Source organism: Phenylobacterium sp. (genome assembly GCF_030693405.1).
Classification (GTDB): domain Bacteria; phylum Pseudomonadota; class Alphaproteobacteria; order Caulobacterales; family Caulobacteraceae; genus Phenylobacterium.
Window position 1 is genome coordinate 1 of the sequence record NZ_JAUYAW010000047.1, and the last position, 22201, is coordinate 22201.

Below are 22201 nucleotides of genomic sequence, written 5' to 3' on the forward strand. Positions count from 1 at the left end.
GATGGCGTGGTTCCAGGTGAACCGCTCCCCCAGATACATCACCGAGAAGACCGCGAAGACCGCGAGCGTGATGACCTCCTGCATCGTCTTCAGCTCGGCAGGCGAATAGACATCCCTGCCGATCCGGTTGGCGGGCACGGCCAGGCAGTATTCGAAGAAGGCGATGCCCCAGCTCACCAGGATGATGATCCAGAGCGGCCGATGCTCGACCTTCAGGTGGCCATACCAGGCGAAGGTCATGAAAATATTGGAGAACACCAGCAGGATCACCGGGGCCACGAAGGCCATCAGAGGGGTCAGGCCAGGCGCCAGGCTGGGGGGCATCACAAGTCTCCGGGGCTCGCGGCGTCGATTGGGGACTTAACCCCCGCGTCATCAGCCTTATAAGCAGGTGCTGGGCTGCTGAGGGAGAGCGTGATGCGGGCTTGGGTGAAGAAGACGGGCGTGGCCGCGGCCAGCGCGGCGGCCTTGCTGGGCCTCGCCGCCTGCGGCCAGGGGCAGAGCGCCAATGATACGGTGCGGATCTACAACTGGTCGGACTATATCGATCCTGAGCTGCTGGAGGCCTTCACCAGCGATACGGGCCTGAAGATCGTCTACGACACCTTTGATTCCAACGAGGTGCTGGAGACCAAGATGCTCCAGGGCGGCACTGGCTATGACGTGGTGACCCCGTCCAACCACAACATCCCGCGCTATATCCAGGCCGGCGCCATCGCCGAGCTCGACAAGTCCAAGCTGACCAATATCGGCAATCTGTCGCCCAAGATCATGGCCTATATGGAGCCGTTCGATCCGGGCGGCCGCTACACCGTCCCCTATATGTGGGGCACCATCGGCATCGGCTTCAATCCGCAGAAGGTGGCTGAGCGCCTGCCCGGCGTGGCCATCGACTCCTGGGAGGTGCTGTTCCGGCCCGAGAATATCTCCAAGCTGGCCGACTGCGGGGTCCATTTCCTGGACGCCTCGGAGGACATGTACGCCGTGGCGCTGAACTATCTGGGCAAGGACCCCAATTCCACGGCCGTGGCCGACTATCAGGCCGCCACCGATATGCTGATGGCCGTGCGTCCGCATGTGCGCAAGTTCCACTCCTCGGAATACGTCAACGGTCTGGCCAATGGCGATATCTGCGTGGCCATCGGCTATTCCGGCGACATCTTCCAGGCTGCCGATCGGGCCTCGGAGGCCGGCGCCGGCGTCGAGGTGGACTATGTGATCCCCAGCGAGGGCAGCCAGGTGTGGTTCGACGTCTTCGCCATTCCGGTGGACGCCCCCAATCCGGACGCGGCCTACGCCTTCCTGGACTTCATGCTGCGTCCCGACGTGATCGCGACGGCGTCCAACTACACCGCCTACGCCAACGCCAATGAGCCGGCCACGGCCCTGGTCGATCCGGAAGTCCGCGACGATCCGCGCATCTATCCCGGCGACGAGGTGATGGAGCGTCTGTTCGTCACCACCGCCAAGGGTCAGGATCTGGTCCGCGAAGTGAACCGGCTCTGGACCCGGGTGCAGACGGGCCAGTGACCCGCCGCGCCACGCCCTGGGGGCTCGACCTTTCGTGAACGCCAAGCCGCGTTTGAACATCGGCGCGGTGCGCTCGAGCTTCGCCCCGTGGGCGGACCCCTCGGCCAAACCGCTGGTCCGTTTCGATCAGGTGACCAAGCGCTTTGGCGGCGAAACCGCCGTCGATGCGGTGTCGCTGGACATCTATGAGGGGGAATTTTTCGCCCTGCTGGGGCCGTCGGGTTGCGGCAAGTCGACCCTGATGCGGATGCTGGCGGGCTTCGAGACGCCGGACCTGGGCCGCATCACCCTCGGCGGCGAAGACCTGGCCGGCCGGCCGCCGCACCTGCGGCCGGTGAACATGATGTTCCAGTCCTACGCCCTGTTTCCGCACCTGACCGTGGCCCAGAACGTCGCCTTTGGCCTGCGGCAGCAGAAAAAGCCCAAGGACGAGATCGCCACCCGGGTCGATGAGATGCTGGCCCTGGTGCGGCTGGAGGGCCTCGCCCACCGCAAACCTGACCAGCTGTCGGGGGGCCAGAAGCAGCGGGTGGCGCTCGCCCGCGCCATCGCGCCCAAGCCGCGCATGCTGCTGCTGGACGAGCCGCTCGGCGCCCTGGACCGCAAGCTTCGGGAAGAGACCCAGTTCGAGCTGATGGCCCTGCAGCAGCGCCTGGGCATGACCTTCCTGATCGTCACCCACGATCAGGAAGAGGCGATGATCACCGCTGACCGAATTGCGGTGATGCGAGCCGGCCAGCTGGCCCAGATCGGCCGCCCGGCCGAGGTCTATGAGGCCCCCAATTCCCGCTACGTGGCCGACTTCATCGGCGATGTGAACCTGTTCGAGGCCAAGGTCATCGAGGACGACGGCGATATCATCCGCCTGGTCAGCCCCGAAGCGCCTGAGGGTCTGGAAGCCATCGAGGACGACGAGATCGCCATCGGCTCCACCGCCTGGCTGGCGGTGCGGCCGGAGAAGATGCGGGTGCACCTCGATCCCCCGCCGCCTGGTCCCAACCGCCTGGAAGGGACCGTGGCCGACATCGGCTATCTGGGGGACTGGACCACCTATCTGGTGGAGCTGCCCGGCGGACGCACCATCCGGGCGGCCCGCGCCAACGCCAGCCGCGTCGTGGATCGCCCCGTCGATTGGGACGATAAGGTCTGGCTGACCTTCGCACCCGATTCCGCCGTGGTGCTCACCCGATGAGCGTGACGGGCGCCCCGCGCCCGCGTCGCCCGTGGAAGGGTCTGGGACGCCCCCGGGGTCAGCCGAGTTCCGAGGCGCGGGCGGCCTATGCGCCCTTCCTGTGGCTGGCGGTCTTCTTCCTGGTCCCCTTCCTGCTGGTGGCCAAACTGTCCCTGTCGGACGTGGTCCTGGCCATCCCGCCCTATGCGCCGCGACTGGACTGGAGCCAGGGGCTGGGGGGCGTCATCGCCTTCGTCCGGGCCCTGGATTTCGACGCCTATGCCCGGATGGGCCAGGACGGCCTTTACCTCGCGGCCTATCTCTCCAGCCTGAAGTTCGCCGCCGTGGCCACGGTGATCCTGCTGCTGGTGGGCTATCCGCTGGCCTATGGCATGGCCAGGTGCCGACCCAGCGTTCGCCAAGCCCTGCTGATGGCGGTGATCCTGCCCTTCTGGACGAGCTTCCTGATCCGGGTCTATGCCTGGATCGCCATCCTCAAGCCCGCCGGCCTGCTGAACATGGCCCTCGCGCAGATCGGCCTGCCGCCGGTGGACATCCTGAACACCGATACGGCCGTCTATATCGGTCTGGTCTACGCCTATCTGCCCTTCATGGTCCTGCCGCTCTATGCCGTTCTGGAGCGGCAGGAGGCCGGTCTGCTGGAAGCCGCCGCAGATCTCGGCTGCACGCCGCTCCAGAGCTTCTGGCGAGTGACCTTCCCCCTCTCCATCCCGGGCGTGATGGCCGGCGCCCTGCTCTGCTTCATCCCCATGGTGGGCGAGTTCGTGATCCCCGACCTGCTGGGCGGCTCCGGCACCCTGATGCTCGGCAAGACCATCTGGACAGAGTTCTTCTCCAACCGCGACTGGCCCGCCGCCAGCGCCGTGGCCATCGTGCTGCTGGCCACCCTCGTCATCCCCATCCTGCTGTTCCAGCGCCAGCAGACCAAGATGATGGAGCAGCGCTGATGCGGCGGGGTCCCAGCGCCTTCAACATCGCCGCCATCGTGCTCGGCATGGGCTTCCTCTATCTGCCCATCGTCCTGCTGGTGATCTACTCGTTCAATGAGAGCCGACTGGTCACGGTCTGGGGCGGTTTTTCCACCCGCTGGTACGTGAGCCAGTTCCAGAACGAACAGCTGCTGGCTGCAGCCTGGGTGACCCTGCGGGTGGCCTTCGTTTCGGCGACCCTGGCCACCATTCTTGGGACGCTGGCCGCGCTCGGCCTCGTGCGAGCCGGGCGGTTCCGGGGCCGCACCCTGTTCTCCAGCATGACCTATGCGCCGCTGGTCATGCCCGAGGTGATTCTGGGACTGTCGCTGCTGCTGCTGTTCGTGTCGGTGGGCGTGGCGCGGGGCTTCTGGACGGTGATGATCGCCCACACCACGCTCACCCTCTGCTACGCCACCGTGGTCGTTCAGGCCCGGCTCGTCTCCTTCGACGAGGCCCTGGAGGAAGCCGCCCGGGACCTGGGCGCGCCACCCTGGAAGGCGTTCGCCCTGGTGACCCTGCCCAATATCGCGCCCGCCGTGGCCGCAGCCTGGATGCTGGCCTTCACGCTTTCCTTGGACGACCTGGTCATCGCCAGCTTCACCTCAGGACCGGGCGCCACCACCCTGCCGATCCGCATCTACAGCGCCGTGCGCTTAGGCGTCAGCCCGGAGATCAACGCCATCTCCACCCTGCTGATCGGTCTGGTGGCCACAGGTGTGATCGCCGTCTATCTGCTGAACATGCGCAGGCGGACGGCCGCCCCCTGATGTGTCATAGGTGGGACGGCCCTGGAGTCGGGGGTCCTTCACCGCGCGATGATCCATGAAGCCGCCGCCCAAGAGACTGTCAGACCTCAAGGCCCCGGCCCCACCCATGGACGTCTATGCGCCGCCCAAGCCGCGGGTGTCGCGCCAGAAGCCCGGCAAGGTGCTCACGTCTGCCGAAAAGGCCGCCTTCCTCGCCGCCCGCCCAGACCTCAATGCCGGACCGAAAAAATGAGCGACTCCCCCGCCGATGACGGCCCTGAAGGCGAAACCTCGATCCAGCGCGCCCTGCGGCTGAAGAAAGCCGCCCTGGACGCCAAGCCGAAACCGCCCCGGGGCGGGCGTTTCCAGCGCGAACAGGCCGCCGCCCATCAGTCCTCGTCCAAGTCCAAGCCCTGGATGGGCCGCTAGAATCTGGCGATCAGGGCCGCGCCCAGACCTCGATGTGATTGCGGCGATCCACCCGGGCCTGCCGGGGTTCGCCCAGCGCGCCCAGCCCTGAGCGGGCCAGCAGGTCGTCGGCCCACACCCGGTCCGCCCCGGCCAGCGCGCCAAGGGCGGTTTCCGTCCTCTGGACCATGTAGAGCAGATAGGGCTGCACCCCGACCTCGTCGGGGACCCCGCGATAGCGGCTGGGCGTCACGCCAAGCGTCCGCTGGTGCGGCTTGGCGCTGACCGGTTCGCCGTCAGCCGGGGCCAGCCGCTGATAGTGGTCTTCCAGCCAGGCGAGCTTGGCGGCGAGTTCCGCCCCCATCTCCGCACCCATCTCTGCGACGAGCGCCTCCAGGGTCTCGGGCACAGCGTCGCCGGCCAGCCAGCCGTCGGCGGCTGGCATGTCGGGAATGTCCAGGTCGGGCGCATGCAGGCGCTCGATCCAGCGGAAGACCGACGGCGCCTGGCGCTTCATGATGTCGGCGGGCACGGGGTCGCGGCCCAGATGGGCGAACAGCGGGCCGAACAGGCCATAATCCCCGATACTGGGCCGGCCGCCCAGCAGGTAGGGATGGACCGACAGGTGAGCCTCCAGGGCGGCCAGCAGGTCGTGGTAGCCCTGTTCGATCAGCGGGATGGTGTCGGGCCGCACGCCGAGGCCCGGCAGATAGCTCTGCATCTTGCGCATGGCGCCGCGGCTGGGGTCGTCCTCAGCGCCGGATACGCCGAAGGCGTGATCCAGGAAGGCGCGTTGGACGTCGTAATAGCTCCACCGGTAATGCATGGCCGCCCGCAGCAGCCCCTGGGAGCCAAACAGCTGGAACAGGTGCGCCAGGAACAGCTGGCGCGGGCGGTCAGGATAGGCGCTGAGCGCCGCGCCGGCCGCCTCGACATGGTCGATGATGTCGACGCTGTCCTGGACGATCTGGCCCTCAGGCGTGACCAGCACCGGGATGATCGAGCGGCCAATGGCCGGCATCACCTGCTGACGGAACTCCGGCTCGCGGGCCGACCGCTCGACAAAGGCGACGCCGGACTTGCGCAGATAGGCCCGCGCCGGACCGGTATAGAGCGAGTGCGGCAAGCCGTAGAGGATGTGCGGGCGAGTCATGGCTCGGACCTTAGCTCCCACCACTCACCCGCTCCACCGCCAAGCGGCGCCTTAGGTGGCCGCGGTCCACCAGGTGGAAGCCAGCGATAGGTCCGTCGCCTCCAGCAGGCCGGTCTTGTCCTCGTCTTGGCGCGCCCCGACGACCACGATCTGAGCATAACCTGCGGCTCGCAGGCGCTGACGCGCCTCAGTCAGTAACTGAGCGCCGAGGGTCGTCCACCTGCCCTGCTCGACCACGAAGTCGTCGATCAGCGCCGTGCGCCCCCCAGGGTCGTAGACCGGCGGCGAAGGCGTCGGCTGGGCGATCAGGAAGCCTCTCACCTCGCCGTCGAGCTCCGCGACCAGGGCTAGGACCTCAGCCTTGGCGAACAGATGCGCAAACCACAGGCGGCTCATCTCCGCGGTGTTCTCCGCCCGGCGCCAGAAGCGGGGTTCGAAGGTCTCATAGAGCGCCCGTCTGGCTTCCGCCAACTGCACGCAGGCCTCCACGTCATCAGCCTCTGCAATGCGGATCATGTCGGACTCGTTCAAAGCGGCGCTGTGCGGTCGAACCAGGGTTTGGCCTGCTCTAGCTGTCCCGCCAGACGCAACAGCCTCGCCTCCTCGCCCATCGGGGCGACGAACTGCAGGCCGATGGGCAGGCCCTCTTCGCACCAGGCCAGGGGCACGCTCATGGCCGGCTGGCCGGTATTGTTGAAGGCCTGGGTGTTGCTCATGAATGAGAACAGACGGCGGGCGTACTGACTGAGGTCCTCGGTCAGCCAGCCCACCGGCGGCGGCGGCCGGCCGGCGGTGGACAGAAGCAGGATGTCATAGTCGGCGAACAGGCCGGCCACCGCCCGGCCGAAGGCATGCACCGCGGCGACCGCCTGGACGTATTGCGGGGCCAAAAGCTCCCGCCCGCGGCGATAGCTCATCCAGGTGGTGAACTCGACCTCGTCCTCGCTGATGGGCCGGCCGCGACGCTCGGCCTCGGCGTCGAGGGTGGCGGCGACGCTGGCGGCGATGATCACGCCGGCCGCCTGGGACAGGGTGGCGAGATCGCCGGGCAGGCTCGCCTCCGTCACATCATGGCCGAGGCTCGCGCAGAGGACGGCGGCCTCACGCACCGCCTGCACGCACTGGGGATCTAGCTCAGGGCTGGCCAGGGAAGCGGTGGTGAAGGCGATCCGCAGCTTGCCAGGATCGCGGCCCACCTCCTGGGCGAAGGGTCGTTCCGGCGGCGCCAGGAAGTAGGGATCCCCCGCCTGGGGCTGGCAGACCACATCAAGCAGGGCGGCGCTGTCGCGCACTGAGCGGGTCAACGCGTGCTGCATGGAGGCGCCCGCCCAGCCTTCGCCCGCGGGCGCGAAGGACACACGCCCCCGGGAGGGCTTCAGGCCGAACAGGCCACAGGCCGAGGCCGGCACGCGAATGGAGCCGCCGCCGTCGCTGGCGTGGGCGCCCGGGACGATGCCGGCCGCGACGGCCGCCGAAGCCCCGCCGGACGAGCCGCCCGGCGTATGGCCCAGGTTCCAGGGATTGCGGCTCGCGCCGAACAGGGCCGGCTCGGTGACCGGGGCCAGGCCGAACTCCGGCGTATTGGTCTTGCCGAAGATCACCAGACCCGCCCGGCGATAGGCGGCCACGATGGCGCTGTCAGCCTCGGCGCGGGCGTCCTTGAAGGCCCGGGAACCGCCGGTGGTCACCGTGCCGGCCAGCTGGGCGCCCAGGTCCTTGAGCAGGAAGGGCACGCCGCCGAATGGTCCCCCCGTCGCGCTTGCAAGCTCGCTGCGGGCGAAGTCGGACAGGTCCTGGGTGATGGCGTTGATCTGCGGATTGACCACAGCAGCGCGCGTCAGGGCGGTCTCCAGCAGTTCGGCGGCCGACACCTCCCGGCGGGCGACCAGGTCGGCCAGGGCGGTCATGTCGTGGCGGCGATAGTCCTCGAACCTCATGGCGCGTCTCCTGATGGTCGGGCGGGGCTAGCGGCTGCGACCGCGGGCGGTGACGGGCCAGATGTCCACCAGGGTGTCGCCGCGGACCACATGGTAGCTGTCGTAAAGGTTCACGGTCGGGTCGCAGTGCGGCACGGCCAGGGTGACCAGATCGCTGATTGTGAGGGTCTCACCGATCCCCGGCGCGATGACCGCCCCCTGCTCGTCACCCATGAAGGCGAACTTCGCCCCGTCCGGCGCGCCGGCCACCACCTGGGGGGGAGCGGCGTCGGTGGAAAAGGCCTTGAAGCCCGCATCGACCGTGACCAGGGGGCCATGATTGGCGCTGACCACCCGGGCGTCGACGAACAGACTGCGCCCATAGGGCGAGGCGCCGGCCTCGGTCAGGGCGCAGGCCAGATACTGATCGTCCATGAAGACATAGGACCCCACCTGCCACTCGGTGAAGACCCCCAGTTCCAGATCGATCCGGTGGGTGCCAGTGCCACAGCCCGTCACCACGGGCGGCGCCAGGCCAGCGGCCGCCAGGGCCGCAATGGTGGCCTTCAGGACCGCGGTCTGGGCGAGGATCGCCTCGCGGCGGGCGCCGTAGTCCTCGATGTGCTGCTCGCGGCCGCAGTACTTCTGGACGCCTCCGTAGATCAGAGACGGGGCGGCGGCGATCTGGCGGGCGAGCGCCACGGCGGCCTCGTCGGTCGCCACGCCGGTGCGGCGGATGCCCGGGTCGACGTCCACATAGACGGTCAGCGGAGCCTCGGCCGAGGCCGCCGCAGCCAGGGCCGCCACATTGTCCGAGTGGTCGGCCACCACCGACAGGCCAGGGCTGCGGGCGTTGAGCGCGATCAGTCTGGCGATGGCCGGGGCCGAGACCACCGGCGAGGTGATGTGCAGGTTTTCGATGTCGCCCGCCGCCAGGGCCTCGGCCTCGCCTAGCTTGGCGCAGCAGAGGCCAAAGGCGCCGGCCGCCACCTGCCGGCGGGCGATGTCGACGCTCTTATGCGTCTTGGCGTGGGGGCGCAGGCGAACCCCAGCCGTGGTCGCCAGCTGCGCCATGGCGGCGATGTTGCGGTCGAGGGCGTCCAGGTCGAGCACCAGGACCGGCGTATTGAGCGCGCGGCGCGAACCCTGCTGGCCGATCAGATGCCCGTGCAGGCGGCGGTCGTCGGAGAGGACGGACATGGGGGCTCTTTTCAGCTGAACAGGTCGGCGAGGTGGGGGTTCAGGAACTTGCCCGCAGGATCGGCCTTGCGGCGAACCTCCCGGAAGCGCCCGGCCAGCGGATAGAGGGCGTCGACCTCATCCCGCGTCAGGAAGTGGCGCTTGCCCCAGTGGGGACGGCCCCCGTGGCTGCGGAAGATGGGTTCGGCGGCGGCGAACACCTCCTGCCAGGGCATCTTCGCGTACTGGTGCATGGAGATCGAGGCGCCTGGCCCCTTGTTGAACGGGCTGATCCAGATGTCGTCGGCCGCCGCCCAGCGGAATTCGAACGGGAAGGCCACCGGCCGACGGCCCGTGCGGATCCAGGCGATGACCTCCTTGAGCGCCGGCAGCCCGGCCTCCCGGGGCAGTTCGTACTCCATCTCCTCGAAACGGACGTTCCGGGTCGACGGGAAGATGCGGTAGGCCGGACCCACCTTGTGCACATCGCCCGAGGACCGCGTCATGAACCGCTGGATCGGCCCGGCCAGGAAGGGGAAGGCCTTGGTCATGTCGCAGCAGAACCGGAAGATGTCCTCCTCGTTGCTGGGCTGGCCCCGCGGCGTGTCCTCGGCCTCGATCGGATGCAGCGTCTTGACGATGGCCTCATCGGCATAGGGGAAGACGAAGAACTCCGCGTGCCGGTGGCGCTGGGCCAGATCATCAAAATTCTCATAGACCCAGGCCATCGGCTTCTTCTCGACCCGCTCCTCCAGCTTGTAGGCCGGCAGGACGTCGATGGTGGCCGCCGTAATCACGCCGAACAGGCCAAGGGACAGGCGCTGGCCTTCAAAGAGATCAGCGCTCTGGGCGCGGCTGGTCTCGGCCACCGTCCCGTCGGCCATGACCGCCTGCACGCCCTGGACGAGCGTCGAGAGGCTGCCCAGATCGCGGCCCGTGCCGTGGGTGCCGGTGCCGATGGCCCCGGCCAGGGACTGCGGATTGACATCCCCCTGATTGGCCAGGGATAGCCCCTCGTCCCACATGGCCCGGGTGAGGCGCTTCAGGCTCCAGCCGGCGGGCGCGGTGACGGTCTTGCGGTCAGGGGCGATGACCAGCTCGCCCTCCAGCTCCGACAGGTTCAGCAGCAGGCCGTCGGTTTCGCAGAGCGGCGTGAAGGAATGGCCCGCGCCGACCACCCGCACCTTGCCTGCCCCACGCACCAGGGCCTGGAGGTCTTCCAGAGTCCTGGGCTGCGCAAATTGCGCCGGCTGGGCGCTTACGCTGCCCGACCAGTTGGTCCAGTTGGCCATGATCCCTCCCCGCTGCGCAGCGTCGAGGCCCGCAGCAGGGTCAGTGAACCCGATCCCCCCGGGCGCCGTCCAGGCCAGAAAGCGCCGGCCCTGCGAACCGAATGCGCCATGCGCCCGTTAGCCTCGCTCGGGCGGCCAGAATGTCGAGCTGGGCCAGACGAATGGGGCGATATGCAGAAGATCGAGGACTACGGGTTGATCGGCGACGGTGAAAGCGCCGCACTGGTTGGGCGAAATGGCTCCATCGACTGGCTGGCCTGGCCCCGTTTCGACTCCGAGGCCTGTTTCGCCGCCCTGGTTGGGGATGAGCGGCATGGCTTCTGGCGCATTGACGCCAAGGGCGCCGCGCCGATCGCCCGGCGCTATCACGATGGCAGCCTCGTCCTTGAACAGGACTTTGAGGCCCCCGACGGGACTTCCTATCGCCTGATCGACTTCATGGAGCCCCGCGAGGGAGACCCCAAGCTGATCCGGCAGGTGGTGGGTCTGGCAGGGCGCGGCCAGCTACAGCTGATGCTCCGCCCCAGGTTCGACTACGGGGCGGTCAAGCCGTGGCTGCATCAGATCGCGCCGGGAACGCTGCGGGCGGTGGCGGGACCGCACTCGGTCATCCTGCGCGCGCCCTGCCCACTGGATTTCGAGGACGGAGATGTGCGCGGCGCCTTCGCCGTGGAGGCCGGCGACAGCCTGAGCTTCATCCTGAGCTACGAGCCATCCCACATCTACACGCCCGAACCGTGTGAGGCGGAGGAGTCCCTGGATCGGACCCTGGCCTTCTGGCGCGGCTGGTCGGCGCAGAGCCGTTATGAGGGTCCCTGGGCCGAGGCGGTGAACCGGTCCCTCATAACCATCAAGGCGCTGATCTACGCCCCCACGGGAGGCATCATCGCGGCGCCGACCACGTCCCTGCCCGAACAGATCGGCGGCGAGCGCAACTGGGACTACCGGTTCTGCTGGCTGCGGGACGCCTCCTTCTCGGTGCTGTCGCTGATGAACGCCGGCTATCGCAAGGAGGCCGAAGCCTGGTGCGAGTGGGTGCTTCGGTCGGTGGCGGGCGACCCGAAGGCGCTTCAGCCGGTCTACGGAATAGCCGGCGAGCGACGGCTGGGTGAGCGGGAGGCCGAGTGGCTGCCCGGCTATGAAGGGTCCCGGCCGGTGCGGCTCGGCAACGGCGCGGCCGAACAGTTCCAGATCGACGCCTTCGGCTGGATCATGGACACCATGCACCAGGCGCGCACCTTCGAACTCGACTTGCGGGAGGACCGTTGGGAGCTGGAAGGAGCCCTGATGGTCCAGCTGGAGGAGGTCTGGCGGCGCCCTGACGAAGGCATCTGGGAGGTCCGCGGCGACCCCCGCCACTTCGTCCACTCCAAGGTCATGGCCTGGGTGGCTTTCGACCGTGCGGTCCGGGCGGTGGAGGACTTTGGCCTGCAAGGACCCGCGGACCGCTGGAAGGCCCTGCGGGACGAGATCCATCAGGAGGTCTGCGACCGGGGCTATAGCGCCGATCTCGGCGCCTTCGTGCAATCCTATGATGGCGAGTCCCTGGATGCCGCAGTGCTGCTGATGCCGCTGGTGGGCTTCATTTCCGCTGACGACCCCCGGATGATCTCAACCGTGGCCGCCATTGAGCAGGGCCTGACTCGGGACGGCCTTGTGCTGCGCTATGACCCAGAGGCCTCCGATGACGGGCTGGAGGGCGACGAAGGGGTGTTCCTGGCCTGCAGCTTCTGGCTGGCCGACAACCTCATTCTGCAGGGCCGGCGCGATGAGGCCGAAGCTCTGTTCCAGCGCCTGGTGGGCCTGAGCAATGATCTCGGCCTCCTGGCCGAGGAATATGATCCGGCCGCCCGCCGCCAGTTGGGAAACTACCCGCAGGCCTTCTCGCACTTCGCCATCATCGACACCGCGTTCAACCTGGCCCGCCTGAAGGCCGCAGCGCGACCTGACGCGCCGCAGGACCGGGAGCTAACGCCGCCCCAGGCGGCCGATCAGCAGGCCTAGACCGGCGAAGACGGCGGCGCCTGCGGCGACCGCCGCGACCCGCGCGACATCACCCGAGATCAGCGGCGCGTCGGTCATCTGTCCCTCCGAGAAGCGTCCTTCGGTTCGGTGCGGCGGCTCCACCGTGGCGAACAGGTTGTCCTGATAGCCGGGCGGGAAGGTCGCGTCGCTGAACTGCCCCTCCCAGGCCATGTCGGCCATCATGCGGTCCATCAGCTGCGGGGCGAGGGTCTGGCCGATGATGGTCTGGGCGGTGCTGGCGCCCAGCCAGTATTCCCGCCTCGGATGGCGGGCCGCCTTGAGAATAGCCTGGGCGGCGACGTCGGGGGCGTGGATGTCGCCGACCGGCTGCGGCCGTCGGGCGGTGTGCGCCCGGGCCCAGTCGAACTGGGGCGTGTTCACCGCCGGCAGCTGCACTTCGCTGATCTGCACGCCGCACCTTTCGTGGATCAGCTCGGTCCGCAGGGAGTCCAGAAAACCGCGAACGGCGTGCTTGGCCGCGCAGTACGGCGCCTGCAGGGGGATCCCCCGATAGGCCAGGGCCGAGCCGACCTGCACGATCACGCCGCGATCACGGCCCCGCATCACCTCAAGCGCCGCCAGCGCCCCATGGACCGAGCCGAGGTAGGTCACCCGGGTCACCTGGGCAATCTCCTCAGGGTCCAGCCGGGACACCGGAGAGAAGACCGTGACCATGGCGCTGTTGATCCAGACGTCGATGGGCCCGAGCGCCTGCTCCCCGGCATGGGCGGCCTGTCTGACCGCCTCTGCATCGGCGACGTCGAGGGGCGCCACGTGGACGCGGACACCCAATCCTCGGGCCTCGGCCGCCACCGTCTCGAGGGCCGTCTCGCTCCTCGCCATCAGCAGCAGCGAAGCCCCAGCACGGGCCGCCGCGAGGGCCGTGGCCCGGCCAATGCCGGCCGAGGCGCCGGTGATGGCGATGACCCGGCCAGAAAGCGCATCCTGTGTGTTCTGTCGCATGGGGGAGAAAGGGCTGACGCGGCGCGCGGTTCCGGGGCTGGACGGACCTTGCCGGAGCCGCCAGCGTTAGGCTCGCATGACCATGACCCCGATCCTGCTGGTGATGGGCGTTTCGGGCGCCGGTAAAACGACGATCGCCAGCGCCCTGGCCGAGCGTCTGGGCTGGGCCCTCCTCGACGCCGACGACCTGCACCCGCCCGCCAACCACGCCAAGATGGCGCGGGGCGTGCCCTTGGACGATGAGGACCGCCGTCCGTGGCTGGCGGCCGTCGCCGCCTGGATCGCCGCGCGCCGGACCGAGGCCAGGCCCGCGGTGGTCGCCTGTTCAGCGCTGAAGCGGGCCTATCGAGATCAGCTACGTCAGGCGGCGGCCGACCTGCAGATCGTCTTCATCAAGGCCGAGCCAGAGCTGCTGGCCGAGCGACTCATGCGCCGCCGGGACCACTTCATGCCCCCGTCCCTTCTCGCCAGCCAGTTCGCCGCCCTGGAGCCGCCCGCGCTCGAGGAACGCGCCCTGGTGGTCGATGCGGATCAGGCGCTCTCGGAAATCATCCAGGCTGTGGTGCGCAAAATGGGCGATGAGCGGGGGCGGCCTGCGCCCCCCTGACGATTGCCGAAGCTCATCATGGGCATGCCGACAACTCACGAGGGAAATCGTCCGCCAGAGCCTACAGCCATTGGCGTCGCACTCGTTCCTGAAGGAGCACGCCATGGTCATCGCCCCCACCCCCATCACGGTCGCCCAGGGCGACGGCGTCGGTCCGGAGATCATGTCGGCGTGCCTGCGCATTCTCGAGGCTGGCGGCGCGCGCCTGGCGCCCGAAGTCATCCCTCTTGGCGAAGCCGTCTGGCGCGAAGGCCACACCGCTGGCGTCACCCCTGAGGGCTGGGAAAGCCTGCGGCGGACGGGGGTGTTCTACAAGGCGCCTGTCGCCACGCCACAGGGCGGCGGGATGAAGTCGTTGAATGTGACGATCCGCAAGAGCCTCGGCCTGTTCGCCAATGTTCGGCCCTGTACGGCCTATGCGCCGTTTGTCGCCACCCGGCATCCGGCCATGGACCTGGTGATCATCCGGGAGAATGAGGAAGACCTCTATGCCGGCATTGAGCATCAGCAGACCCAGGATGTGGTCCAGTGCCTGAAGCTGGTCAGCCGGCCAGGCTGCGAGCGGATCGCCCGCTACGCCTTCGAATATGCCCGCAGCCAGGGTCGGCGGAAAATCACCTGCATGACCAAGGACAACATCATGAAGCTGACCGATGGTCTCTTCAGGAAGGTGTTCGAGGAGGTGGGCCAGGACTATCCGGAGATAGCTCAGGACCACATGATTATCGACATCGGCGCCGCCCGGATCGCTGACAGTCCAGAGGCCTTCGACGTCATCCTGGCGCCGAACCTTTATGGCGACATCATCTCCGATATCGCCGCCCAGGTGGCGGGCTCCGTCGGGTTAGCCCCTTCTGCCAATATCGGGGCCCGCTGCGCCATGTTCGAAGCCGTGCATGGGTCGGCCCCTGACATCGCCGGCCAGGACGTCGCCAACCCGTCGGGTCTGCTGCTGGCGGGCCTGATGATGCTGAACCATGTCGGCCAGGGCGAGACTGCGGCACGGATCCACAATGCCTGGCTTTGCGCGCTCGAGGATGGACTGGGCACGCCCGACATGAAGGGGACCGTCGAGACCCTGGGCACTCAGGCGTTTGCAGCCGGCGTCATCAGCCGAATGGGACGATTGCCCCAGTCCCTGAAGCCCGTCTCAACGCGGCGGACACCGGCGGCGCCGATCTCCAACCATGCGCCGGCGCCGCGGGCGGAGAAGACCACCGTTGGCGTTGACCTCTTCATCGACTGGCGCGGAGACGTCGACACGCTCGCGGCCCAGCTCAAGACTTTGGAACGGGGTCCCCTGGGCCTGAAGATGATCACCAATCGCGGCGTCAAGGTATGGCCGGAGGGGCTGTCGGAAACCAACTGCGTCGATCATTGGCGGTGCCGTTTCATGAACGGCGGCTCATCCGTTCCCCTGAAGGACATCGCGGCGCTGACCGTGCGGGCCGCCGAGGCGGGTCTGGAGTTCATCAAGACGGAGAACCTCTGCGCCTTTGACGGCCAACCGGGGTTCAGCCTCGGTCAGGGTCAGTAGGCGCGCGATGCCAACGCCCTCTCCGCCACACACGCCCCGCATCGATCTGCCGCCGCATCTGGCGCGGCTGGAAGCCGAGGCGATCCACATCTTTCGCGAGGCGATCTCTGGCGCCGAGCGGCCGGTGATCCTCTTCTCGGGGGGCAAGGACTCGACCGTCCTCGCGCACCTGGCGGCGGCGGCCTTCTATCCGTCGCCCCCGCCGGCGCCGCTGCTGCACATCGACTCGACGTTCGAGTTCAAGGAGACCCTGTCCTTTCGAGACCAGTTCGCCGCCGACTATGGGTTCGAGCTGCTTGTCCGGCGCAACGAAGACGGACTTAAGGCTGGGGTTAGCCCCTTCGCCCATGGCTCAGCCGTCTATACCGATGTGATGCGCACCGGGCCGCTGAAAGCGGCCCTCGATGAGTTCAAGGCGGACATCATCTTCGGCGGCGCCCGCCGGGACGAGGAAAAGTCCCGGGCGAAGGAACGGGTGGTCTCGATACGCCAGCCTGGACATGGCTGGGAGCCCAGGGCGCAGCGTCCAGAGCTCTGGAGCCTGTACAATACCCGGCTTGGGCCAGGTCAGAGCGCTCGGGTCTTTCCCCTGTCCAACTGGACCGAAAGCGACATCTGGACCTACATCCTGGTGCGTGGACTGCCGCTCGCGCCACTCTATTTCGCCGCCCTGCGACCGACGGTCATTCGAGACGAGATGTTGATCGTCGTCGGCGATGACCGCTTTGTCTTCGCGCCCGGCGAGGAACTGGTCACCCGGACCGTCAGGTTCCGAACGGTCGGCTGTTGGCCGGTGACCGGAGCGGTGGAGTCCGAGGCGACGACAATCTCGCAAGTCCTCATCGAGACCCTGGCTGATCCACGGTCCGAGCGGCAGGGCCGGATGATCGACCGCGACGAGGGAAGCTCCCTGGAGGCCAAGAAGCGTCGGGGCTACTTCTAGCAGCGCCCGATACGGCCGGCCGGGGACTGGCGAACCCGGCCGGCCGCCGGGCGTCAGGCGCGGACGGGGTGGAGGCCCGCCTCGGCGAAGACGAGCTGGTCCTTCACCGAAAGCTTACGCCGCTTCAGCTCCCGGATGCGCTCGATATCGGGGTGGGCGCGCCGCTCCTCCCGCCGGATCTCGTGGTCGAGCCAGCGGTGTTCGCTGCGCAGCCGGTTCATACGGATGTAGTTCACAATGGGCTCCTCACACTTGTGAGGCGCGCCGCCGGCCGCCGGGTCCGGGGAGCATGGGGGGACAGCTCAATGACCCTGATCGCAGCCGGGCGCGCCCGCTGCGGTCCGACATCGCGATCCCATGATCGCCAGAGGGGCCCGGCCCGCGAGGCCAATCAGATCACAGCCGCCAAGGGGTTCAAGCCAAACCAACATGCCGATCGGTCATGGTCATGATGAGGACTGACCAACAGTCAGCACCCACGTCGCTTGCGTAAAAAGACCTTCCTGCTAGGTTTCGGGCTGGCTCCCGCAGAGGAGCGCCAAAATCAGGAGCCCAGGTCATGAAGTTGGAGCGTCTGCCGCCGGTCCGCACCTCGTTGCAGCCCACCAACCACCCCTATCTGACCGGGGCCTGGACGCCGCTGCATGAAGAGGTCAACGCCGAGGATCTGCAGGTCCTCGAGGGTGTCATCCCGACCGATATCGACGGCGTCTATGTGCGCAACACCGAGAACCAGGCCCATCAGCCCCTCGGCCGCTACCACCCCTTCGACGGGGACGGCATGATCCACATGATCAGCTTCAAGGACGGCAAGGCCGACTATCGCAACCGCTTCGTCCGCACCCGCTGCTTCGAGGCCGAACAGGAAGCCGGTCAGGCCCTGTGGGGCGGTCTGGCCGATGGACCTGGAGTCTCGGTGCGCCCGGGCTTCGGCGCCCATGGGAGCCTCAAGGACTCCTCCAGCACCGACGTGGTGATCCACGGGGGCAAGATCGTCTCGACCTTCTATCAGTGCGGCGAGGCCTACTGGCTCGATCCCGAGACCCTGGAACAGGGCGGCGTAGCCAGCTGGGCGCCCCTGGACGGGGTCTCGGCCCACACCAAGGTGGACGAAGCCACCGGCGAACTCCTGTTCTTCAACTACTCCAAGCAGGCGCCCTATATGCACTATGGGGTGGTCGATAAGGACGGCAAGCGGGTCCACTACACGCCCGTCCCCCTGCCCGGCCCGCGCCTGCCGCACGACATGGCGTTCTCGGCCAACTATTCCATCCTCAACGACTTCCCGGTGTTCTGGGATCAGGACCTGCTGGCGCAGAACATCCATGTGGTGCGCATGCATGAGGGCCTGCCCTCCCGCTTCGCCGTCATACCCCGCTACGGCAGCGAGGCCGATATCCGCTGGTTCGAGGCCGCGCCGACCTATGTCCTGCACTGGCTGAACGCCTATGAGGACGGCGACGAGATCGTCATGGACGGCTACTTCCAGGAAGACCCCTGCCCGGCCCCCCTGCCCGACGCGCCCCGGGGCCTGGCCCACATGATGGCCTATCTGGACGAGCACAGCTTCAAGCCCAAGTTGCACCGGTGGCGATTCAATCTGAAGACCGGCGAGACCCGCGAGCATCACCTCGATGAGCGCATCCTGGAATTCGGGATGTTCAACCAGCGCTATGCGGGCAAGCCCTATCGCTACGCCTATTCCACCACCACCAAGCCCGGCTGGTTCCTGTTCAACGGCTTCGTCAAGCACGACCTGGAGACCGGGGAGTCCTGGTCCTTCACCCTGCCCGAGGGCAAGTTCGCCAGCGAGGCGCCCTTCGTGCCGCGCATCGGCGCCACGGCGGAGGATGACGGCTATCTGGTCAGCTTCATCATCGACGAGGCGGCGGGAACCTCCGAGTGCGTGCTGATCGACGCCCAGAAGATCGAGGCCGGGCCGGTGGTCCGGATCGCCCTGCCGCACAAGGTCTGCAGCGGCACCCACAGCGTCTGGGCCGATCGGGACTTCCTGCGCCATGGGGTTTCGGCGGCATGAGCCCACAGGAACACCTGGCCCTGGCCGAGCGGTTCATCAGCGCTCTAGAGGTTGGCGACGTTGAAGCGGTGCGCGGCATCTACGCGCCCGACGCCAAGCTCTGGCACAACAATGATGAGATCGAGCAGACGGTGGACCAGAACCTGCGGGTTCTGGCCTGGCTGATCCGCGCCTTGCCCGAGCGGCGCTACCGGATCGTGCGGCGAGAGATCCTGGCCGACGGCTTTATGCAGCAGCATGTGCTGGAGGGCGTCCTGGCTGACGGCCAGCCGTTCGCCATGCCCGCCTGCGTCGTGGTCCAGGCCAAGGACGGCCGCATCACCCGCCTGGACGAATATCTCGATCCCGCCGCAGGCGCGCCCCTGGCCGCCCAGGCCAGACGGCCCAAGGTCGCGTCCGCGACGCTTTAGCCAGACAGGGCCGCGACGCTGTCGAGGCCTGCCAGCTCGCCGCACTGGTCGCAGGTGATCTTCGCCTTGAGGGGCTGACCGCAGGGCCGGTGATAGGTGATCAGCGGCGGTCCCTTGCCGCCGTCGAGCCAGCGATCGCCCCACCGGTTGAGCTCGGCGATCAGGGGATAGAGGTCCCGGCCCTGATCGGTCAGCCGGTATTCCCAGCGCTGCGGCTTGTCCTGGTAGAGGATCTTGCGCAGCACGCCGAGGTCCACAAGCCGGGCGAGCCGGTCAGACAGGATATTGGGGGCGATCCCCAGGGCGGCCTGGAGATCCCCGAACCGCCGGCGCCCCATGAAGGTCGAGGCGATCACATGTGAGGTCCAGCGGTCGCCCAGCACCTGGAAGGCGCGGTCCAGCATGGGATTTCCCACATTGAGGGCGTCGGCGGGCACGATGGAGCGCCGCTGCGCCCGGGGCGGCTGGCTCGGCTCGACGCCGGCGCCAGGCCCGTCGATCACATAGACGTCCCGTGCGGTGACCACCTCGCCGCAGCAACTGCAGCGATACTCCGGGGTGAAGGGCTTGCCGCAGGTATGGCGAACCTGGTGGGCCGGGTGGGTCGGATCGAAGAACCAGCGCTTCTCCCACCCGATGATCATCAGGGCCAGGCTGTAGAGGTCGCGGCCCATCTCGGTCAGGCGGTACTCCTCCCGCACCGGCCGCTCCTGGTAGCGGACCTTCTCCAGCACACCGGCCGCCGTCAGACGCCGCAGCCGGTCGGTGAGGAGACTCCGGGCGACGCCGATCCTGCCCTGGAAATCCTCGAACCGCCGGACCCTCTGGAACGCCAGATAGAGGATCATCAGGGTCCAGCGATCGCCGAGAATGTTCAGGGCCCGGGTGGCGGAATTGGCCTGCACGAGCTGGGTCGTACGGCGTTCGTCCGGGAACGGGCTAGAGCTGGAATCAGCCATGGGATCTCGGCGTTATGGGCGGCCGGACCCTTGGAGCATGGCGCCCCCTTGTCAACCCGCGGTACGCCGCGCCTGGGCCCCTGCCCTCAGACCTCTTCCAGAGGTTGGGCGGGCTTGGGCGGCCAGGGAATGAAGGGCGAGGTGCGGCGGGCATAGTCCTCATAGGCCGGCTTGCGCCGACGCATGCGGCCCTCGACGGTGGGCATGCCGCTCCAGCGGGTCAGGGTGTAGACGAGGTAGATCGGCCCCACGATGGCGAACAGGCCAGGGGTCGTCTCCGCCGCCACCAGCCACAGGCCCCACCAGACGCAGGCGTCGCCGAAATAATTGGGGTGGCGCGTGTAGCGCCACAGGCCGGTGTCCAGCACCTTGCCCGCATTGTCCGGGTTTTTCTGGAAGCGGACGAGCTGCCAGTCGCCCAGGCTTTCGAAGAGAATGCCGAAAATGGCGATCCCCGCCCCCACATAGCCGATCACCCCAAGGCTCGCCGGCTCGTCGGCGATCTGGCCGAGTTGCACAGGCAGGCAGACCAGCCAGAGCAGCGGCATCTGCAGCAGGAAGACCAGGCGGAAGGAGGCGTAGCCATAGTTCCAGCCGCGCTCGGCCTTGGCCTTCTGCATCATGCGGACGTAACGGCGGTCAGGCCCGTGGTCTCGCCAGCGCCACAGGAGGTAGCCCCCCAGGCGCACGGCCCAGAGGGCGCAGATCACCGTGAGGACCAGGCGCCGCTCGGTATCGCCGCCGGTCTGGATGAAGGTGGTCACGGCCACGACACCCATGCCAAGGGCCCAGAGGCTGTCTACTGGCGTCGGGTCGCGCATGGCCCAGCAGGCCGCCCAGGCCAGGATGAACAGCGCCAGCACCACCCCGGCGTTGATCGCCAGGACCGTCACGATTTCAAGCATGGTTCCCCCGCCCCTCACTCGAGGGGTCTTAGTCCGTCTTTCTATGCAAGCTACTCGACGCGCGCCCGGCCCACAAGGGTCAGGCGGCCTCAGTTCCCACGATCAGGCTAACCGTCGTGGTGGTGGAGCCGCCGATATTGAGAGTCTGGCAGGTGCGGGCGCCCTCGACCTGATAGTCGCCGGCCTGGCCGGTGACCTGCTTGCAGGCGTCCAGCGCCATGCGCACGCCGGTGGCGCCCACAGGATGACCGAGGCCGATGAGCCCGCCTGACGGATTGACCGGCAGGGCGCCGCCAATCTCGATCATGCCGGACTCCACCGCCTTCCAGGCCTCGCCAGGCGCCGTCAGGCCCAGATGATCGATGGCCATGTATTCGGTGATGGTGAAGCAGTCGTGGGTCTCGACCACGTCGATCTGGTCAAGCGCCGTGACGCCGGCCCGACGGCGGGCGTCTTCGATGGCCCGGCGGACCTGCGGGAAGACATAGGGCTGGTCGGCGCTGGCGCGGACCTTGGCGTCATAGGAGATGGGCGCCGAGCGATGGCCCCAGCCCTTGATCTGGGCGAGGCTTTCAAGCGGGATCCCCCGGCGGGCGGCATATTCGGCGGCCTTGCGGTCGGACGCCAGGAAGACCACGGCCGCGCCGTCGGTCACCTGACCGCAGTCCTGCTTGCGGGTGCGGCCCTCCACCACGGGATTGGCCTCGTCGTTCAGGGTGAAGCTGTCCTCGCCAAACGCCCACTGCCGCGTCTGGGCGTTGGGATTGCGCTTGGCGTTCTCGAAATTGATCTGGGCGATGCGCATCAGGTGCGCGGAATCGAGTCCGTAGCGGCGCTCATACTCATCGGCGAGGTCGGAAAAGGCCCGGGGCCAGAGGAAGGTGGCGTCCTGGAACTCATGGCCGGTCCAGGCCGCGGCCCCCAGATTCTGGGCCGCCTGTTGGCCGGATACGTTCCGCATCTGCTCCAGACCGACGACGCAGGCCAGATCATAGCGCCCGGCTTCCAGCTCGGCCGTGGCCGCCAGGATCGCCACACTGCCCGAGGCGCAGGCGGCCTCATGGCGGGAGGTGGGCAGGCCATCGAAGTCGGGATGCACCAGGCCGAAGAAGCCGCCCAGCAGACCCTGGCCTGCGAACAGGTCGCCGACGAAATTGCCCACATGGCCGGTCTCGATGTCGCGGGGCTCCAGGTCTACCGCCGCCAGGCCCGCGCCGACCGTTTCGGAAAAGGCGTCAGCCAGGTCCGCGCCCTGACGGGCCCAGTTGGCCGCGAAGTCGCTCTGCCAGCCGCCCAGAATATAGACCATGGTCGTCTCCTCCAGCCGCTGCGGCTCTTCTGATTTGTCCGTCTGATTATACAAGCAACCTGCATTCCGCCAAGGGTCGGACCGGAGACGGACCTGGCTGGGCGTACAATTGGCCGCA

The 22201-nt window shown here is 67.8% G+C and carries 23 protein-coding genes; 12 read left to right on the plus strand and 11 right to left on the minus strand.

Annotated elements, in window-relative coordinates:
- Positions 1-288, minus strand: a 288-nt coding sequence (locus tag Q8N19_RS09780) for a DMT family protein (RefSeq protein WP_371133830.1), incomplete at its 3' end; no start/stop codon positions are given.
- A gap of 129 nt (positions 289-417) precedes the next feature.
- Between Q8N19_RS09780 and Q8N19_RS09785 the strand changes: the two genes are divergently transcribed.
- Genes Q8N19_RS09785 through Q8N19_RS09810 form a run of 6 tightly spaced genes read left to right on the plus strand, consistent with a single transcriptional unit; the run spans position 418 to position 4868 of the window.
- Complete coding sequence (locus tag Q8N19_RS09785; RefSeq protein ID WP_305590163.1) at positions 418-1530, plus strand: polyamine ABC transporter substrate-binding protein; 1113 nt, start codon at positions 418-420, stop codon at positions 1528-1530.
- A 34-nt stretch (positions 1531-1564) separates the two neighbouring features.
- Positions 1565-2722: an ABC transporter ATP-binding protein gene (locus Q8N19_RS09790; RefSeq protein ID WP_305590165.1), complete on the plus strand. Its 1158-nt coding sequence runs from the start codon at positions 1565-1567 to the stop codon at positions 2720-2722.
- A complete protein-coding gene (locus tag Q8N19_RS09795; protein WP_305590167.1) occupies positions 2719-3669 on the plus strand; it encodes an ABC transporter permease subunit in 951 nt (316 codons plus the stop codon). The genes Q8N19_RS09790 and Q8N19_RS09795 overlap by 4 nt, the downstream gene beginning before the upstream one ends.
- Positions 3669-4460 (plus strand): ABC transporter permease, encoded by a 792-nt coding sequence (locus Q8N19_RS09800; protein ID WP_305590169.1) that lies wholly within the window; start codon positions 3669-3671, stop codon positions 4458-4460. Before Q8N19_RS09795 ends, Q8N19_RS09800 begins: the two co-directional genes overlap by 1 nt.
- Positions 4461-4515: 55 nt before the next feature.
- A complete protein-coding gene (locus Q8N19_RS09805; RefSeq protein ID WP_305590171.1) occupies positions 4516-4692 on the plus strand; it encodes a hypothetical protein in 177 nt (58 codons plus the stop codon).
- On the plus strand, positions 4689-4868 hold the full coding sequence (locus tag Q8N19_RS09810) for a hypothetical protein (protein ID WP_304753770.1): 180 nt from the start codon (positions 4689-4691) through the stop codon (positions 4866-4868). The genes Q8N19_RS09805 and Q8N19_RS09810 overlap by 4 nt, the downstream gene beginning before the upstream one ends.
- 10 nt (positions 4869-4878) lie before the next feature.
- Here Q8N19_RS09810 and Q8N19_RS09815 read toward each other — a convergent pair whose 3' ends face one another.
- From Q8N19_RS09815 to Q8N19_RS09835, 5 genes are read right to left on the minus strand one after another with little or no spacing between them, the layout of a single operon-like run.
- Complete coding sequence (locus tag Q8N19_RS09815) at positions 4879-6000, minus strand: glutathione S-transferase family protein (protein WP_305590173.1); 1122 nt, start codon at positions 5998-6000, stop codon at positions 4879-4881.
- Positions 6001-6051: 51 nt separating this feature from the next.
- Positions 6052-6516, minus strand: a complete 465-nt coding sequence (locus Q8N19_RS09820; protein WP_305590175.1) for a GNAT family N-acetyltransferase — start codon at positions 6514-6516, stop codon at positions 6052-6054.
- A gap of 11 nt (positions 6517-6527) precedes the next feature.
- On the minus strand, positions 6528-7937 hold the full coding sequence (locus tag Q8N19_RS09825) for an amidase (protein ID WP_305590176.1): 1410 nt from the start codon (positions 7935-7937) through the stop codon (positions 6528-6530).
- Between the two features lie 27 nt (positions 7938-7964).
- The gene (locus Q8N19_RS09830; RefSeq protein WP_305590178.1) at positions 7965-9116 is read right to left on the minus strand and encodes a DSD1 family PLP-dependent enzyme; all 1152 of its coding nucleotides are present in this window, start codon (positions 9114-9116) and stop codon (positions 7965-7967) included.
- Between the two features lie 11 nt (positions 9117-9127).
- Positions 9128-10387, minus strand: a complete 1260-nt coding sequence (locus Q8N19_RS09835) for a D-arabinono-1,4-lactone oxidase (RefSeq protein WP_305590179.1) — start codon at positions 10385-10387, stop codon at positions 9128-9130.
- 171 nt (positions 10388-10558) lie between these two features.
- Between Q8N19_RS09835 and Q8N19_RS09840 the strand changes: the two genes are divergently transcribed.
- Entirely contained in the window at positions 10559-12391 is a 1833-nt protein-coding gene (locus Q8N19_RS09840; protein WP_305590181.1) for a glycoside hydrolase family 15 protein, read from the plus strand.
- Here the strand turns inward: Q8N19_RS09840 and Q8N19_RS09845 are convergent.
- Positions 12356-13375 carry an SDR family oxidoreductase gene (locus Q8N19_RS09845; protein ID WP_305590183.1) on the minus strand — a complete coding sequence of 340 codons (1020 nt, stop codon included), beginning with the start codon at positions 13373-13375 and terminating at the stop codon, positions 12356-12358. The genes Q8N19_RS09840 and Q8N19_RS09845 overlap by 36 nt on opposite strands.
- 76 nt (positions 13376-13451) lie before the next feature.
- On the opposite strand from Q8N19_RS09845, the gene Q8N19_RS09850 reads away from it, so the two are divergent.
- The 3 genes from Q8N19_RS09850 (at position 13452) to cysD (ending at position 16462) form a co-directional block, all read left to right on the plus strand.
- On the plus strand, positions 13452-13982 hold the full coding sequence (locus Q8N19_RS09850) for a gluconokinase (protein WP_305590185.1): 531 nt from the start codon (positions 13452-13454) through the stop codon (positions 13980-13982).
- Positions 13983-14085: 103 nt separating this feature from the next.
- The gene (locus Q8N19_RS09855) at positions 14086-15519 is read left to right on the plus strand and encodes an NADP-dependent isocitrate dehydrogenase (RefSeq protein WP_305590187.1); all 1434 of its coding nucleotides are present in this window, start codon (positions 14086-14088) and stop codon (positions 15517-15519) included.
- 7 nt (positions 15520-15526) lie between these two features.
- On the plus strand, positions 15527-16462 hold the full coding sequence (cysD, locus tag Q8N19_RS09860) for a sulfate adenylyltransferase subunit CysD (RefSeq protein ID WP_305590189.1): 936 nt from the start codon (positions 15527-15529) through the stop codon (positions 16460-16462).
- A 53-nt stretch (positions 16463-16515) separates the two neighbouring features.
- Here the strand turns inward: cysD and Q8N19_RS09865 are convergent, their stop codons facing one another.
- Entirely contained in the window at positions 16516-16698 is a 183-nt protein-coding gene (locus Q8N19_RS09865; protein WP_305590191.1) for a YdcH family protein, read from the minus strand.
- A gap of 323 nt (positions 16699-17021) precedes the next feature.
- Here Q8N19_RS09865 and Q8N19_RS09870 point away from each other — a divergent pair, with 323 nt between their 5' ends.
- Both Q8N19_RS09870 and Q8N19_RS09875 read left to right on the plus strand, forming a co-directional pair.
- Positions 17022-18500 (plus strand): carotenoid oxygenase family protein, encoded by a 1479-nt coding sequence (locus tag Q8N19_RS09870; protein WP_305590193.1) that lies wholly within the window; start codon positions 17022-17024, stop codon positions 18498-18500.
- Complete coding sequence (locus Q8N19_RS09875) at positions 18497-18910, plus strand: nuclear transport factor 2 family protein (RefSeq protein WP_305590195.1); 414 nt, start codon at positions 18497-18499, stop codon at positions 18908-18910. Before Q8N19_RS09870 ends, Q8N19_RS09875 begins: the two co-directional genes overlap by 4 nt.
- Here Q8N19_RS09875 and Q8N19_RS09880 read toward each other — a convergent pair.
- From Q8N19_RS09880 to Q8N19_RS09890, 3 genes are all read right to left on the minus strand, one after another.
- Entirely contained in the window at positions 18907-19869 is a 963-nt protein-coding gene (locus Q8N19_RS09880) for a helix-turn-helix domain-containing protein (protein WP_305590197.1), read from the minus strand. The genes Q8N19_RS09875 and Q8N19_RS09880 overlap by 4 nt on opposite strands.
- A gap of 86 nt (positions 19870-19955) precedes the next feature.
- Complete coding sequence (locus Q8N19_RS09885; protein WP_305590199.1) at positions 19956-20774, minus strand: DUF1295 domain-containing protein; 819 nt, start codon at positions 20772-20774, stop codon at positions 19956-19958.
- A gap of 79 nt (positions 20775-20853) precedes the next feature.
- On the minus strand, positions 20854-22083 hold the full coding sequence (locus Q8N19_RS09890) for an acetyl-CoA acetyltransferase (protein WP_305590201.1): 1230 nt from the start codon (positions 22081-22083) through the stop codon (positions 20854-20856).
- Positions 22084-22201: the final 118 nt, after the last annotated feature.